We start from the raw sequence: 13588 nt of genomic DNA on the forward strand, positions 1-13588 counted from the left end.
CGCCCCGATCCTGATGGCGAACCCCGGATTCCCGGACTCATCAGGAGATGCCGATGAACACCCTCGCCACCGGCCAGCGGGCGCCCGCGCCCACGGCCCTGCTCAACCCCGGCGCGCCCCTCTGGCTCGCCACCCTGATCGCCTGCCTGGCCTCCTTCATGGTGGTGATGGACGGCGCCATCGTGAACGTCGCCCTCCCCGCCATGGCGCGGGACCTGGGGCTGGATGCCGCCAGTCGCCAGTGGGTGGTGGACGCCTACCTGGTGGCCCTGGGCGGGCTGATGCTGCTGGCCGCACGGCTGGCCGACCGCCTCGGCCGGCGCCGGGTGCTGCGCGCCGGCCTGGCGCTGTTCAGCCTGGCCAGCCTGGTCGGCGGCCTGGCCCAGGACCCGGCGCTGCTGGTGGCGGCGCGGGCCTTCCAGGGTGCGGGAGCGGCGGTGCTGGCCACCTCGACCCTGTCGGTGATCGTCGGCGCCCATGCACCGGGCGCCCGGCGGGACCGCGCCATCGCCCTGTGGACCGCCTCCGGTTCGCTGGCGGCGGCCTTCGGCGTGCTGCTGGGTGGCCTGCTCACCGCCTACGCCAGCTGGCGCTGGGTGATGTTCGTCAACGTGCCCCTGGGCATCGGCCTGTTCGTGCTCGCCTCAAGCACCCTGGCGCCCGGCTTGCCGACGAACCCCAAGCCGCTGGACGTGGGCGGTGCGCTGACCGTCACCGGCGCCGCCAGCGCCCTGATCTACGCCCTGGTGAGCAGCGTCGGCCTGGGCTGGGGCGCGCCGAGGGTGCTGCTGGCGCTGGGCCTGGCGGCGCTGCTGGGCGTGGCCTTCCTGATCATCGAGGCGCGGGTGCGCGAGCCGCTGGTGCGCCTGGGTCTGTTCCGCCAGCGCAACGTGGCGCTGGGCAACCTGTTGCTGCTGAGCCTGGGCGCGACCCTCACCGCATCGCTGTATTTCCTGGCCCTGGCGCTGCACGAGGTGGCCGGCCTGGGCGCCCGCGACACCGGCCTTGCCATGCTGCCGACCTGCCTGGCCATCGCCAGCGCCGCCCTGGGTGCCCGCTGGCTCGCCGCAAAGGGAATACGCCACCTGCCCAGCCTCGGCGGGGTGCTGGCGGCGCTGGGCTTTCTCGGGCTGGCCTGGCTGCCGAAGGAGGTGGACCTGCTGCGCCATGTGGCGGGCCCGACCCTGCTGCTGGGCACCGGGGTCGGACTGATGCTGGCCACGGCGGTGCACGCAGCCATCGCCGGGATCGCCCCGGCGGACACGGCGCTGGCCTCCGGCCTGCTCAACACCTCGCGGCAGCTGGGCGGCGCACTGGGGATCGCGGTATTCGTCAGCCTGGCCCATCACACCAGCGCCCAGGCACTGGCCGCCGGGCTGGATGCCGGGGCGGCAACCCTGGCGGGCTACCACGCGGCCTTCGTCGCCATCGCCGGGGTCAGCCTGCTGACCGCCCTCCTCGCCCTGGGCCTGCGCCGTGCAGGCTGATCCGGCTCAGAGTTCGCGGGACATGAACTGGTGGATGCGCTCGCGCAGCCAGCGCTCGGCGGGGTCGTTGTCGTGGGCGCCGCTCCAGACCATGGACAGCTCGGCCTTGTCCACCTCGAAGGGGGCGTCGTCGGCACGCAGGCTGCCGTCGTCCACCAGGGTGCAGGCGGCGTAGTCCGGCACCGTGGCGATCATCTCGGTGCCCCGCAGCAGCGCCCGCAGGCTGCCGAACTGGGGTACCGCGAGCACCACCTGGCGGCTGCGACCGATGCGCGCCAGGTCCTGGTCGATGTTGCCGGAGAGGTCGCCGGAGAACGACACCATCACATGGCGGCGGGCGCAGTAGTCGTCCAGGGTCAGCGGGCCGGGACGCTCGTCGCCGCGCAGCACCTTGACGCCGATGTCGCGCAGCTTGCGGCGCTTGGCGTTGGCCGGCAGGTCGGTGGTGTAGCTGACGCCGACGGTGATCTCCCCCGAGGCGAGCAGCGCCGGCATCAGCAGGAAGTTGGCCCGGCGCACCACCACCACGATGTTCGGTGCCTCCTCCTGGAGGGCGTTGAGCAGCGCGGGGAACAGGCCGAACTCGGCGTCGTCGGAAAGCCCGAGGCGGAACACGTTGGTGCTGGTGGCGGGGTCGAAGCTCTTGGCCCGGCTGACGGCGGCGGAGATCACGTCCATGGCCGGGCGCAGCTCGGCGAAGATCTCCTGGGCCCGGCTCGTGGGCACCATGCCCCGGCCGCTGCGGATCAGCAGCGGGTCGTCGAACAGATCGCGCAGGCGTGCCAGGGCGGCGCTGACGGTGGACTGGGAAAGGAACAGCTTCTCGCCGACCCGGGTGAGGTTGGGTTCGAGCATCAGGGCTTCGAAGATCACCAGCAGGTTCATGTCGACGCGGCGGAGGTCGTTGCGGTTCATGGGCGCATCCGGGCAGTGGCTGAGCGGGCTATTCAAGCATGGGCCCGCCCGCCTGGCTTGCACGGATGTGCCTTGACGGCACGCCCCGGTCACCGCGACCGGGGCGTGCCCGAGGCTCAGGCGCCCGGCACCTGCAGGGCGCGGGGGCGCTGGCTGCGCTGCTCGTCCTGATTGTGGCTGGCCGGCTGCAGCACGAAGTCGAACTGCAACTCGGCGCAGGGGCCTTCCACGCCGTGGGCGCTGCCGCTGGACAGGTGGGTCACCTCGCCCACCAGCCCTTCGCGGGTGGCGTAGGCGAAGTCGTCCCACAGGTAGCGGTCCCCGGCGAGGTTGATCTGGGTGGTCAGGTGGCGGTGGCCGCCGGCAGAGATGAAGAAGTGGATGTGCGCGGGGCGCTGGCCGTGCCGGCCGAGGCCGTCGAGGCATTCCTGGGTCGGGCCCTGGGGGTCGCAGCCATAGCCGGAGGGGATGATGCTGCGGGCGCGGTAGCGCCCCTCGGCGTCGGTGACGATGCGGCGGCGCAGGTTGTACTCGGACTGGCTGGAGTCGAAGTAGGAATACAGGCCCTTGGTGTTGGCGTGCCACAGGTCCACCACCGCGCCGGCCAACGGGCGGCCGTCGGTGTCGCGCACCGTGCCTTCGAGGAACAGCGGGATGCCCACGCCGTCTTCGCTGCCGTCGTCCAGCCGCGCGAAGCCCTCGCTCAGCGGCGCCCCGGCCACATAGAGCGGGCCTTCGATGGTGCGCGGGGTGCCGCCGGTACGCCCGGCCTCGGCGTCGCGGGCGTCCTGCAGCATGTCGAGGAAGCGCTCCAGGCCCAGCCCTGCCACCAGCAGGCCGGCCTCGCCACGGGCGCCCAGGCGGTTGAGGTAATCGACGGCCTTCCAGAACTCGTCATCGGTGATGGCCAGCTCCTCGATCAGCCGGGCGCCATCCTCCAGCACCCGCTGGACGATGCGCTTGAGGCGCGGGTTGCCGGCGTCGTTGCCGAAACCGGCCGCCTGTTCGAAGAAACGCTGGAGTTCGGCAGTCTGGGAAATCTTCACGGTCATGGGGGTCACCTCATTGTTCTTGTTCAGGGCGTTCGGGGCTCAGCGGTCGTCATCATGGATCGACGAGGGGTGGCGGCAGAGTCCGTCGATCTCGATGTCCATGTAGGGAAACAGCGGCAGTTGCATCAGGGTGTCGTGCAGCGCTTCGACGCTGGGCACGTCGAACACGCTGTAGTTGGCGTAGTGCCCGGCGATGCGCCAGAGGTGGCGCCAGGTGCCCTCGCGCTGCAGGCGCTGGGCCAGGGCCTTCTCGTCGGCCTTGAGCCGGGCGGCCCGCTCCGGGTCCATGCCGGCGGGCAGGCGGACGGTCATCTTCACGTGAAACAGCATGGTCGGGGTCCTCCGGGGTCAGGAACGGCGGAAGCGCGCCAGGCGTTCCTCGTCAAGGGTCAGGCCGATGCCGGGGGTACGCGGCACCTGCAGCTGGAAGTCACGGTAGACGGGGGGCTCGGTGACGATCTCCTCGGTCAGCAGCAGCGGCCCGAACAGCTCGGTGCCCCAGGTCAGCTGGCGCAGGGTGAGGAAGGCGTGGGCGGACGCCAGGGTGCCGATGGCGCCTTCGAGCATGGTGCCGCCGTAGAGCGCCACGCCCGCCGCCTCGGCGATCTGGGCGGTGCGCAGCACGGCGCGGGGGCCGCCGTTCTTGGCGATCTTCAGGGCGAACACGCTGGCGGCGCCCTCGGCGGCGAGGCTGAAGGCATCCTCGACGCTCTCGATGGACTCGTCCGCCATGATCGGCGCCGGGCTGGAGCGGTTCAGGCGCACCTGGCCGCTGCGGTTGTAACGCGGGATCGGCTGCTCGATGAGGTCGATGCCGTGCTCGCCGAGCACCCGGCAACCGCGGATCGCCTGGGACTCGTCCCAGTGCTGGTTGACGTCCACGCGCACGCTGGCGCGGTCGCCCAGGGCGCGCTTGATGGCCACCGCGTGGGCCAGGTCCTGCTCCAGGGGGTTGGCGCCGATCTTCAGCTTGAACAGGCGGTGGCGACGCAGGTCGAGCATGCGCTCGGCCTCCTCGATGTCGCGGCCGGTGTCGCCGCTGGCCAGCGTCCAGGCCACTTCCAGGCCCTCGCGCACGCGGCCGCCGAGCAGTTCGCTGACCGGCAGCCCGAGGCGCTTGCCCTGGGCGTCCAGCAGGGCCGTCTCGATGCCGGACTTGGCGAAGGTGTTGCCCTTGGCCACCCGGTCCAGGCGCTGCATGGCGGCGTTGATGTTGTCCGCCGGCTGGCCGATCAGTGCCGGGGCCAGGTGCGCGTCGATATTGGCCTTCATCCCTTCCGGGCTCTCGTAGCCGTAGGACAGCCCGCCAATGGTGGTGGACTCGCCGATGCCCTCGACGCCGTCGCTGCAGCGCAGGCGCAGGATCACCAGGGTCTGCCGCTGCAGGGTGTGCATGGCCAGCTTGTGCGGGCGGATGGTCGGCAGGTCGACGATGCAGGTGTCCAGCCGTTCGATCAGGGGGGTGCTCATGGGTGTGCTTCCGTGGCGCAGGGTTCGGCTCGCTCGATACCCTGCAAGTCTGGGTTTGGGTGGACGAACATTGCGCCAGCGGGAACGACAGGTCCAATATCATCTCCCTCTTCTTTCATACCCGGGAGGTATCGTGGAACTCAGGCACCTGCGCTATTTCCAGGCCGTGGCGGACACCCTCAACTTCACCCGCGCGGCGGAGCGCCTGCACATCGCCCAGCCCCCGCTGAGCCGGCAGATCCAGCAACTGGAGGAGGAGCTGGGCACGCCGCTGCTGGAGCGCGGCCGACCGCTGCGGCTGACCGAGGCCGGTCGCTACTTCCATGAACAGAGCGCAGCCCTGCTGCAGCAGGTGCAGGCCCTCTGCGACACCACCCGGCGCATCGGCCAGGGGCAACGCCAGTGGCTGGGCATCGGCTTCGCCCCTTCCACGCTCTATGCGGTGCTGCCGGAGCTGATCCGCGAGCTGCGCCAGGACCCGGACCTGGAGCTGGGCCTGCAGGAAATGACCACCCTGCAGCAGGTGGAGGCGCTGAAGAGCGGGCGCATCGACATCGGCTTCGGACGCATCCGCTTCGACGACCCGGCCATCTACCAGCAGGTGCTGCGGGAAGACCCGCTGGTGGCGGTGCTGCCTGCCGGCCATCGGTTGCTCGGGCGCCCGGTGTCGCTGCAGCAGCTCGCCGACGAACCCTTCGTGCTCTACCCCGCCAACCCGCGCCCGAGCTACGCCGACCACGTGCTGGCGCTGTTCGCCAACCGTGGCCTGGCGGTGCGCATCGGGCAGTGGGCCAACGAACTGCAGACCGCCATCGGCCTGGTGGCGGCCGGCCTGGGCGTCGCCCTGGTGCCGGCCTCGGTGCGCCAGCAGCACCGGGCCGACATCGACTACGCCGACGTGCTGGAGCCGGAGGCGGTCTCGCCCATCATCCTCAGCCGCCGCGCCCAGGACGGCAGCGCCCATGTCCAGCGCTGCCTGGAGCTGATCCAGCGGGTCAACCACTGAGGCGGACCGTGCTGGTGGGGCCGGGCGCATTTCCGTACCATGCGCGCCCCTCCCCCATCCCCGACAGGGCCGGCAGCGCGCCGGCCCGGTAAGCCCATGAAGAAACCCCGCCTGCGTCATGAAGTCCTGGCCGGTCTCACCACCGCCTTCGCCCTGGTGCCCGAGTGCATCGCCTTCGCCCTGGTCGCCCACCTCAACCCGCTCATGGGGCTGTACGGCGCCTTCATCATCTGCACCCTCACCGCCCTGTTCGGTGGCCGGCCGGGGATGATCTCCGGCGCTGCCGGTTCCATGGCGGTGGTCATCGTCGCCCTGGTGGTGGAGCACGGCGTGCAGTACCTCCTGGCCACCACGGTGCTGGCCGGGGCGGTGATGCTGCTGTTCGGGGCGTTGCGCCTGGGCAAGCTGGTGCGCATGGTGCCGCACCCGGTGATGCTGGGCTTCGTCAACGGCCTGGCGATCGTCATCGCCCTGGCCCAGCTGGAGCACTTCAAGCAGGGCGACGCCTGGCTGAGCGGCATGCCGCTGTACACCATGCTCGGCCTGGTGGGGCTGACCATGGCGGTGGTCTGGCTGTTGCCGCGACTGACCCGCGCCGTGCCACCGGCGCTGGTGGCGATCCTCGGTGTCGGCCTGCTGGTGCACCTGCTGGGCCTGCCCACCCGCACCCTCGCGGACATGGCGCAGATCGCCGGCGGCCTGCCCAGCTTCGCCCTGCCGTCGGTGCCCTGGAACCTGGAGACGCTGCAGATCATCGCGCCTTATGCGCTGCTGATGGCCATGGTCGGGCTGCTGGAGACCCTGCTCACCCTCAACCTCACCGACGAGATCACCGAGAGCCGGGGCTTTCCCGACCGCGAGTGCATGGCCCTGGGCGCGGCCAACATCGTCTCCGGCGCGTTCGGCGGCATGGGCGGCTGCGCGATGATCGGCCAGACCGCCATCAACCTCAGCTCCGGCGGACGGGGCCGGCTGTCCGGCATCGTGGCCGGGGTGATGATCCTGCTGTTCGTGCTGTTCCTGTCCCCGCTGATCGAGCGCATCCCGCTGGCGGCGCTGGCCGGGGTGATGTTCGTGGTGGCTCAGCAGACCTTCGCCTGGGGCTCCCTGCGGGTGGCCGGCAAGGTGCCGCTGAACGACGTGCTGGTGATCGTCGCCGTCACCGTGATCACCGTCTTCACCGACCTGGCCGCCGCCGTGCTCTGCGGCATCGTCATCGCCGCCCTGAACTTCGCCTGGCACCACGCCCGCGAGCTGTACGCGGACAGCCACATCGAGGCCGACGGCAGCAAGCTCTACCGGGTGCACGGCACGCTGTTCTTCACCTCCGCCACGCCCTTCCTCAACCAGTTCGACCCGGCCGGCGACCCGGAGCGGGTCACCCTCGACTGCCGGCACCTCAGCTTCGTCGACTACTCCGCCATCGCTGCCCTCAAGACCCTGCGCGAGCGCTACACCAAGGCCGGCAAGCACCTGCGCGTGGAGCACCTCTCCGAGCGCTGCCGCACCCTGCTCCGGCGCGCAGGGGAACAGCCGGCCTGAGGGCAACATGGCCCTCAGAACCAGTCCCGCCGCTCCTCGAAGGCGGCACGCACCAGGGTGACGATGCGCTGCACCTCGTCGCGCTCGCTGGCCTCGCTGCGCACGGCGAGCCAGGCGTTGAGGGTCATGGGCTGGGGGAACAGCGCCGGCAGCGCCAGCAGGTTCTTGTCGATCAGCGGGACGTAGTGCGGCAGCAGCCCGATGCAGGCGCTCCACTGGATCATCTGCCGCTGCACCTCGTAGGCGTTCACCCGCGTCACCCCCGAGCGGCGCGCGGCGATGGCGCGGTTCCATGGCGCCAGGGCTTCCAGGCCCGACTGGCCACTGAGGTCCACCAGCATGTAGTCCTCCAGCTCCAGCAGGCTACGCGGCCGGCTGCTTTCCCGCGAGTAGCGCTTGGCCACGTGGGGCAGGTAGTCCAGCGGGGCCAGGCAGGCGAGCGTGTCACAGGGGAACCCGGGATCGGGGGGCGGTCCTTCGGGGGCCAGCCAGACCTGCACGTCCACCTCGGCCGCGGGGGCGCTGGTGCTGTCCAGGCGCAGCAGGTCCAGGCGTACCCGCGCGTGCTGGCGCAGGTAGGCCAGCAGGTCGCGCCCGAGGATGTCGTGCAGCAGGGTCTCGGCCACGGCGATGCGCACCCGGGGCTGCTCCTCGTGCTGCGCCCGGGGCAGGTCGAGCAGCCCCAGGCGTGCGCTGAACAGCTGGCGCAGGCGCCGCCCTTCCGGGCTGAGCACCACGGTGTTGCCCTGGTGCACGAACAGCGGCTGGCCGCTCCAGGCGGCCAGTTGCGCCAGCTTCTTGCGCAGCAGCGTGGGCTTGATGCTCAGGCTGCGGGCCGCCTGCATGAAGCACCCGCAGCGGGCAGCGGCGAGAAAGCAGCGCGCGGCCTCGTGGTCGAGCCCCAGCAGCGCCGGGTCCAGCGGTGTTTCGTCCAGGCCGGGGGCGTGTACCGGCCCGGCACCTTCCTGCAATGTCATGGCACCTCCTCCCTAAGGAATCCTCGGCGCGCCGGGCCGATGGCTCGCGCGCCGGTCCTGGCCGGTACCTCCCTGTCCGACCCGTCCCGCTCAGTGCGCAGTCTCCAGCGCCTGGCTGATCTGTGCCCCGTCGATGCTCAGGGTGCCGGCGTTGACCAACCCATCCAGGTAGGCCCGGGCCACCTGCTGCTGGCGTTGCGCACGCAGCGCATCGCGCAGGCGCCCGCGCACCTCGTCGAGGGTCGCCGTGCGCGACGGCTGGGTCTCCAGTACCCGCAGCACGTGGTAGCCGTCCTGGCTGCGTACCGGGTCGGACACGGCCCCCGGCTTCAGCCCCAGCAGCACCTGGCGCATGGCCGGCAGGTACTGCTGCAGCGGCTGGAGGCCGCTGTTGCCGCCCTGCTCCGCCGAACCCCGGTCCTCGGAGTACTGCCGCGCCAGGGCGGCAAAGTCGGCACCCTCGGCCCGCGCACGGCGGGCCAGGTCCTGGGCCTGCTTGCGCACCTGCTCCTCGCTGCGCTCCGGCCCCACCGCCAGGAAGATCTGCGCCACCCGCAGCATCGGCGGGGTGGTCCAGTTGGCCTTGCCGGCGTCATAGGCGGCCTGCAGCTCGGCGTCGCTGGGGTAGCCCTCCGGCACCTGGCTGACCGCCTCCAGGTAGGTGCGCAGCAGCACCTGCTCGGTGGCGACGCGGGTCATGCGGCGGATTTCCGGGCGGTCTTCCCAGCCCTGGGCCTCGGCCTGCTGCAGCAGCGCCTTCTCGGCCAGGCGACCGCGTATCCAGGCCTCCAGTGCGGGGCGGTCCTCGCGCAGTTGCTCGCGGCTGTCGGCCGGCAAAGTCGCCAGCAGTGCCTCCAGTTCATCCGCCTCCAGCGCCAGCGCGCCGAGGCGTGCGACGGCTGTGCGCGACGCCACGGGCGCCGGTGCCACCTGCACCGCCGGCTGCACGGCGGCTTCCGGCGGTGAGCCGGGGCGCAGCCCCAGCACCACCCCGGCCACGCTCGCGGTCAGGGCCACGCCGCCCAGGCCCCACAGGGCTCCACGCCAGGCCATGGGTCAGGCCTCGACCGCTTCGGCAGCGGGCTCGGCCTCGGCGGCCGGCTCGGGATGGCGCGTGGCGCTGTCGCGGCTGAAGTCACGCAGGTAGACGATGAACTCCTGCAGCAGGTGGTCCCACAGCTCCAGCTGGCCACGCAGGTGCTGGGGGCTGACGCCGGCGGCCACCAGGGCGTCCATCTCCAGCACGAGGAAGTCACCCTGGCGCGACAGGCGGGCGAAGCGCCGGGTGGCGTTCCACACCTCGGCCAGGCCAGCGGGCAGTTCGCCCTGGATGCGCAGCGCGCAGCTGAAGCAGTAGTCCAGGTAGGCGCCCTCCTCCCGCGCCCGGTTGCCGAAGCGCACGGCGAAGCCGATGCCCTGGCTGGCGCTGAGCAGTTGCACGATGCCGCCCTGTTCGGTGCGGTTGACGCGGTAGCCGGCTTCGCGCAGGCAATCGCCGAGCTGGTCGGGGGTGATGCTCTGGATCAGGTCCTGGGTGTTCATGCTGTGACTCCTGTGTACGGGGGGCGCCGGCCCGTGCCGACGCCATGGGGTTCAGGGTTTGGGGGCCAGGGCGGCGTCGAACTGGGTGTCGTAGAGGCGGTCGCCGTAGGACTGCGCCAGCTCCTCGAACTTCACCCGTGCACGGCTGGCGAAGGGTTGGCGCAGCTTCACCACGTCGGCCACGTCGATGCGCTCGTAGGCGTCGAGTACCTCGCGGGCCACCTGGTACATCTCGTGGTTGCGGGTGGTGCACTGCTGCAGCTGTTCGTCGCGGGCGGCCAGATCGCCGGTCAACTGCACGCGGGCGGCCTCCACGCCACGGGCGCGCGTCAGCAGCTCCTCGTAGGCCTGCTTGAACTTGCCCACCTGCTCATTGCTGGCGGCCACCTGGGCCTGGGCCGCCTCGTGCAGGGCCGCTTGCTGCCCGGCCAGTTGCTCGCTCTGCTGGCGGGCCTTGGCCAGCTCCGCCTCCAGGCGCTTGATCTGCGCCTGGGCGGTGCTCAGCTGGCTTTCCGCCGCGCTGCGGGCGGCAGCTGCCTGGGCCTGCTCGCTCTGCAGCGCCTGCAGTTGCTGGGTGGTGCTGCGCAGCTGGGTGCGCAGGCGCTCTTCCATGCCTTCGGCGTGGGCCCCACTACTGGCCAGCAGGGCCAGGCCAAGGGCCAGGGCGGATCGGGATCGGGTGTTCATGGCGCTCTCCTTTCCGACGCGCACTAGAAGCGCGTGTTGACCTCGAATTGCAGGACGTCGATCTCGAAGGGCGCGCCGTAGACCTCTTCCGCGCTCAGCCAGCGGGCGCTGCCGTAGACGTTCTCGGCGAAGCCGTAGTTGGCGCCGACGAACCAGCCCTTGGCGTTGGTGCCGCCCAGGTGGAAGGACGAGTCGTTGAAGCCGTCGGGCAGCGCGTCCGGCTCGATGCGCTTGTAGCCGGCGTAGAGGTTCCAGTCGCCGTGCTTTTTCAGGTCCAGCGCGTTGCCCAGCACGAACTGCAGCATCCAGGCGGTGTCGCCGCTCTGGATGTTGCCGTTCTCGTCGACGTTGTTGGCCAGCCTGCCCGCCGAGCGCTTGTTCATCTCGCCTTCGTCGTAGGCCAGGTTGCGCACGTAGTGGGCCTGGCTGCGCAGCTTGAAGCCGTCGAACAGCGCGGTGTCCCAGACCAGGTTCAGGTCTACCAGGTTGAACTCGGAGGCCAGGCCGACGAACTGCGGCTCGGGCGTGGTGGTGGGCCGGGTTGGATCGGGGGTGATGTCGCGCAGCAGCATCAGGGTGTTGCCTTTCTGCATGAAGGCCGGGCGCGACTCGTCGGTGTCGCAGGCCGGGGCGCCGTTCCACGGGGTGCAGGGGCTGGAGCGCTTGCCCTCGATGTCGTCGAAGCGGTAGTAGGCCAGCGCCGCCTTCAGGCTGTTGTCCGCGTCGGGTTGCCAGCGGGCGCCGATCTGCGCGCCGTAGAGCCAGTTGGTGTCGCTCTCCACCTTGTCGAAGCCGCTGCTGGTGGTGGCGGTGTCGGAGGTGTACTCCACCGGGAAGGCGCCGACGGTGCCGAACAGCCCCAGTTCGCTGTCCAGGGGCTGCTGGAAGTTCGCCGCCAGGCCGTCGAGGTTGAGGTCGCCGGAGTACAGCAGGTCGGTGGTCATGAAGGGGTTGGGCATGCGCCCGCCGGTGAAGGTCAGGCGCTCGTCGGGCTTGTAGGTGAGGTAGCCCTGGTCCAGCCACACGTCCTTCTTGGCGAAGCCACCACCCAAGGTCTGGGTGGTGGACACCGGCCCGCTGTCGGAGCCGGTGGCGATGCGCAAGGCGGCGCTCCAGGACGGCGACAGCGTGGCCCGCAGCCCCAGCCGGGCGCGCAGGCGCAGCAGGTTCTCGCGGTCTTCGCGGCTGTTGAGCAGCGGCGGCAGCTGGGTGTTGCTGCGCGGGTTGACGTCGTAGGGTCCCTTCTCGTTGAGGCGCGCGTAGTCGATCAGGCGGTCGCTGTTGTTGCTGGAGAAATAGCGCGACTCGCTGCGCAAGCGCATGTCGCCCTCCAGGCTGATGCGCGAGGCCCAGTCGGGGAAGGTGTTGGGCGCGGCCCAGTTTTCCTTCTTCGCCTGGGCCATCACCTCGGCCTTCACCTCGTCGCGGATCTGGTCGCGGACGATGGCCGGCACGTACTGCACGCGCACCTCCCCCGGGGCGCCAGGCGCGGGCGGTGCGGCCTGGGCAGCCGCCTGGCGGGCCTGCACGGCCTCGGCTTCGGCCTGGCGGATCAGCGCGTCGGCCTGGTCCTGCTTGAGCACGCCCTGCTGCACCAGCAGGCGGATCAGGTTGACGGTGGCGTTCTCCGAGGGCGTGGCCTGCGCCGAGGTGGCGGCGGCCAGGCTGGCGATCACGGCGCCGATGCCCAGGGCCAGTCGGCTCATTCTGCGGATCATGGTTCTACTCCTGATGGCGTATTCGTCTCGCGGGCCCGATCAGCCGGGCCGGCGTCCTTGCAATGCGATGCGTACCGGCAGCGTCAGCGAGGCCGGCGGGCGCTCCAGGGGTGGCGCGCCACGCAGCACCGCCAGCACCTGCTGGTCGAGCGCGGGGTCGCCGCTGGAGCGGGTGAGTTCAGCGCGGGTGATGCGCCCGCTGGTGTCGATCCACACCTCGGCCTGCAACCGATAGGCCTGGGTGCGCAGGTCCGGGTCTTCGCGCAGCAGCTTCTGGAAGGCATACGCGAGGAACTGGCTGTAGGTGCCGTTGCCCAGGCGCCCGCCGCCGCTGCCGGCCATGCCGCCGCCCTTGCCGGCGCCGATGTTGAAGGCGTCGGAGCCGGCCTGGGCGTCGCCGTCCATCTGCATCGGGTTGGCCAGGTCGTCGGCGGGGGTCGGCGCCTCCTCCTGGGGCTTGACCTCCTCCGGCTCCGGGGTCGGTTCGGGCTCGGGCAGCTTCTCTTCCACCGGGGTTTCCGGCTCCGGCGGCTTCTCCGGCACTGGCGGCGGGGGTGGAGGTGGCGGCAGCGGGATGATGGCGGGAATCTTCGGCGCCTCCCGGCGCACCCCGCTCATGTCGTTGGCCCACAGCCAGAGCAGCCAGGCGAGGCCGGCGGCGACCAGCGCCCCCACGCCCCAGGCCAGCGGCCGGCGCCATCCCGGCGCGCTGCTGCGGACTTCGGCGAGCCCGCTCTCCGGGCCCTTGCTGGGAAAGGTGGTCATGGCTCAACCCTGCGGCTTGCCGGTGACCAGGCCCACCTGGGACAGCTCCAGGCGGCGCAGCAGGTCCAGCACTTCGATGACCTTCTGGTACTGCACCGTGGCATCGCCACGGACGATCACCGGAAAGTCGGGGTTCATCGCCTTCTCCGTGCGCAGCCGGTCCTCCAGCTCCGGCAGGGTCACCGGGTAGGCGTCGAGGAACACCTGGCCGCCGTCGTTCACCGAGATGGCCTTGGTCTTGGGCTGCGACAGGGAGATGGACGCGCTGGCCTTCGGCAGGTTGATCTGGATGCCGGAGACCTGGGCGGTGGCGGTGAGGATGAACATCACCAGCACCACCATGAGCACGTCCACCAGGGGCGTGATGTTGATGCTGTCGACGGCGCCGTCTTCATCGTCGTCATGGGCGCTGCTGAGGTTGGCCATG

General features: G+C 71.0%; 14 protein-coding genes. 3 read left to right on the forward strand and 11 right to left on the reverse strand.

Going from position 1 to position 13588, the window contains the following annotated elements:
• Positions 1 to 53 precede the first annotated feature (53 nt).
• Entirely contained in the window at positions 54 to 1487 is a 1434-nt protein-coding gene (locus SZ55_RS15320) for an MFS transporter (RefSeq protein WP_052807613.1), read from the forward strand.
• Between the two features lie 6 nt (positions 1488 to 1493).
• On the opposite strand, the gene SZ55_RS15325 is transcribed toward SZ55_RS15320, so the two are convergent.
• The 4 genes from SZ55_RS15325 to SZ55_RS15340 all read right to left on the reverse strand — a co-directional run bounded on the left by SZ55_RS15325 (position 1494) and on the right by SZ55_RS15340 (position 4924).
• Complete coding sequence (locus SZ55_RS15325) at positions 1494 to 2402, reverse strand: LysR family transcriptional regulator (protein WP_044407705.1); 909 nt, start codon at positions 2400 to 2402, stop codon at positions 1494 to 1496.
• Between the two features lie 116 nt (positions 2403 to 2518).
• Complete coding sequence (catA, locus tag SZ55_RS15330) at positions 2519 to 3454, reverse strand: catechol 1,2-dioxygenase (RefSeq protein WP_044407716.1); 936 nt, start codon at positions 3452 to 3454, stop codon at positions 2519 to 2521.
• 39 nt (positions 3455 to 3493) lie between these two features.
• Complete coding sequence (gene catC, locus SZ55_RS15335) at positions 3494 to 3784, reverse strand: muconolactone Delta-isomerase (RefSeq protein ID WP_044407720.1); 291 nt, start codon at positions 3782 to 3784, stop codon at positions 3494 to 3496.
• 18 nt (positions 3785 to 3802) lie between these two features.
• A complete protein-coding gene (locus tag SZ55_RS15340; RefSeq protein WP_044407723.1) occupies positions 3803 to 4924 on the reverse strand; it encodes a muconate cycloisomerase family protein in 1122 nt (373 codons plus the stop codon).
• A gap of 133 nt (positions 4925 to 5057) precedes the next feature.
• Here SZ55_RS15340 and SZ55_RS15345 point away from each other — a divergent pair, with 133 nt between their 5' ends.
• Both SZ55_RS15345 and SZ55_RS15350 read left to right on the forward strand, forming a co-directional pair.
• Positions 5058 to 5930 (forward strand): LysR family transcriptional regulator, encoded by an 873-nt coding sequence (locus SZ55_RS15345; protein ID WP_044407726.1) that lies wholly within the window; start codon positions 5058 to 5060, stop codon positions 5928 to 5930.
• Between the two features lie 96 nt (positions 5931 to 6026).
• Positions 6027 to 7472, forward strand: a complete 1446-nt coding sequence (locus tag SZ55_RS15350) for a SulP family inorganic anion transporter (RefSeq protein ID WP_044407729.1) — start codon at positions 6027 to 6029, stop codon at positions 7470 to 7472.
• Between the two features lie 14 nt (positions 7473 to 7486).
• Here the strand turns inward: SZ55_RS15350 and SZ55_RS15355 are convergent, their stop codons facing one another.
• From SZ55_RS15355 to SZ55_RS15385, 7 genes are all read right to left on the reverse strand, one after another.
• Positions 7487 to 8449, reverse strand: a complete 963-nt coding sequence (locus tag SZ55_RS15355) for a LysR family transcriptional regulator (protein ID WP_082078243.1) — start codon at positions 8447 to 8449, stop codon at positions 7487 to 7489.
• Between the two features lie 90 nt (positions 8450 to 8539).
• Positions 8540 to 9502 (reverse strand): peptidylprolyl isomerase, encoded by a 963-nt coding sequence (locus tag SZ55_RS15360; RefSeq protein ID WP_044407732.1) that lies wholly within the window; start codon positions 9500 to 9502, stop codon positions 8540 to 8542.
• 3 nt (positions 9503 to 9505) lie between these two features.
• A complete protein-coding gene (locus SZ55_RS15365; RefSeq protein ID WP_044407735.1) occupies positions 9506 to 9991 on the reverse strand; it encodes a YbjN domain-containing protein in 486 nt (161 codons plus the stop codon).
• 51 nt (positions 9992 to 10042) lie between these two features.
• Complete coding sequence (locus SZ55_RS15370) at positions 10043 to 10678, reverse strand: hypothetical protein (protein ID WP_044407738.1); 636 nt, start codon at positions 10676 to 10678, stop codon at positions 10043 to 10045.
• A 23-nt stretch (positions 10679 to 10701) separates the two neighbouring features.
• The gene (locus tag SZ55_RS15375; RefSeq protein ID WP_044407741.1) at positions 10702 to 12396 is read right to left on the reverse strand and encodes a putative porin; all 1695 of its coding nucleotides are present in this window, start codon (positions 12394 to 12396) and stop codon (positions 10702 to 10704) included.
• A gap of 39 nt (positions 12397 to 12435) precedes the next feature.
• Positions 12436 to 13161, reverse strand: a complete 726-nt coding sequence (locus SZ55_RS15380) for an energy transducer TonB family protein (RefSeq protein ID WP_082078244.1) — start codon at positions 13159 to 13161, stop codon at positions 12436 to 12438.
• A gap of 3 nt (positions 13162 to 13164) precedes the next feature.
• Complete coding sequence (locus SZ55_RS15385) at positions 13165 to 13587, reverse strand: ExbD/TolR family protein (RefSeq protein ID WP_044407744.1); 423 nt, start codon at positions 13585 to 13587, stop codon at positions 13165 to 13167.
• Between the last annotated feature and the right edge of the window lies 1 nt (position 13588).

Source organism: Pseudomonas sp. FeS53a, from assembly GCF_000931385.1.
GTDB lineage: Bacteria > Pseudomonadota > Gammaproteobacteria > Pseudomonadales > Pseudomonadaceae > Metapseudomonas > Metapseudomonas otitidis.

Coding starts and splice junctions, on each gene's coding strand:
- SZ55_RS15320 (WP_052807613.1), top strand. CDS start 54: ATGAACACCCTCGCCACCGGCCAGCGGGCGCCCGCGCCCACGGCCCTG.
- SZ55_RS15325 (WP_044407705.1), bottom strand. CDS start 2,402: ATGAACCGCAACGACCTCCGCCGCGTCGACATGAACCTGCTGGTGATC.
- catA (WP_044407716.1), bottom strand. CDS start 3,454: ATGACCGTGAAGATTTCCCAGACTGCCGAACTCCAGCGTTTCTTCGAA.
- catC (WP_044407720.1), bottom strand. CDS start 3,784: ATGCTGTTTCACGTGAAGATGACCGTCCGCCTGCCCGCCGGCATGGAC.
- SZ55_RS15340 (WP_044407723.1), bottom strand. CDS start 4,924: ATGAGCACCCCCCTGATCGAACGGCTGGACACCTGCATCGTCGACCTG.
- SZ55_RS15350 (WP_044407729.1), top strand. CDS start 6,027: ATGAAGAAACCCCGCCTGCGTCATGAAGTCCTGGCCGGTCTCACCACC.
- SZ55_RS15355 (WP_082078243.1), bottom strand. CDS start 8,449: ATGACATTGCAGGAAGGTGCCGGGCCGGTACACGCCCCCGGCCTGGAC.
- SZ55_RS15360 (WP_044407732.1), bottom strand. CDS start 9,502: ATGGCCTGGCGTGGAGCCCTGTGGGGCCTGGGCGGCGTGGCCCTGACC.
- SZ55_RS15365 (WP_044407735.1), bottom strand. CDS start 9,991: ATGAACACCCAGGACCTGATCCAGAGCATCACCCCCGACCAGCTCGGC.
- SZ55_RS15370 (WP_044407738.1), bottom strand. CDS start 10,678: ATGAACACCCGATCCCGATCCGCCCTGGCCCTTGGCCTGGCCCTGCTG.
- SZ55_RS15375 (WP_044407741.1), bottom strand. CDS start 12,396: ATGATCCGCAGAATGAGCCGACTGGCCCTGGGCATCGGCGCCGTGATC.
- SZ55_RS15380 (WP_082078244.1), bottom strand. CDS start 13,161: ATGACCACCTTTCCCAGCAAGGGCCCGGAGAGCGGGCTCGCCGAAGTC.
- SZ55_RS15385 (WP_044407744.1), bottom strand. CDS start 13,587: ATGGCCAACCTCAGCAGCGCCCATGACGACGATGAAGACGGCGCCGTC.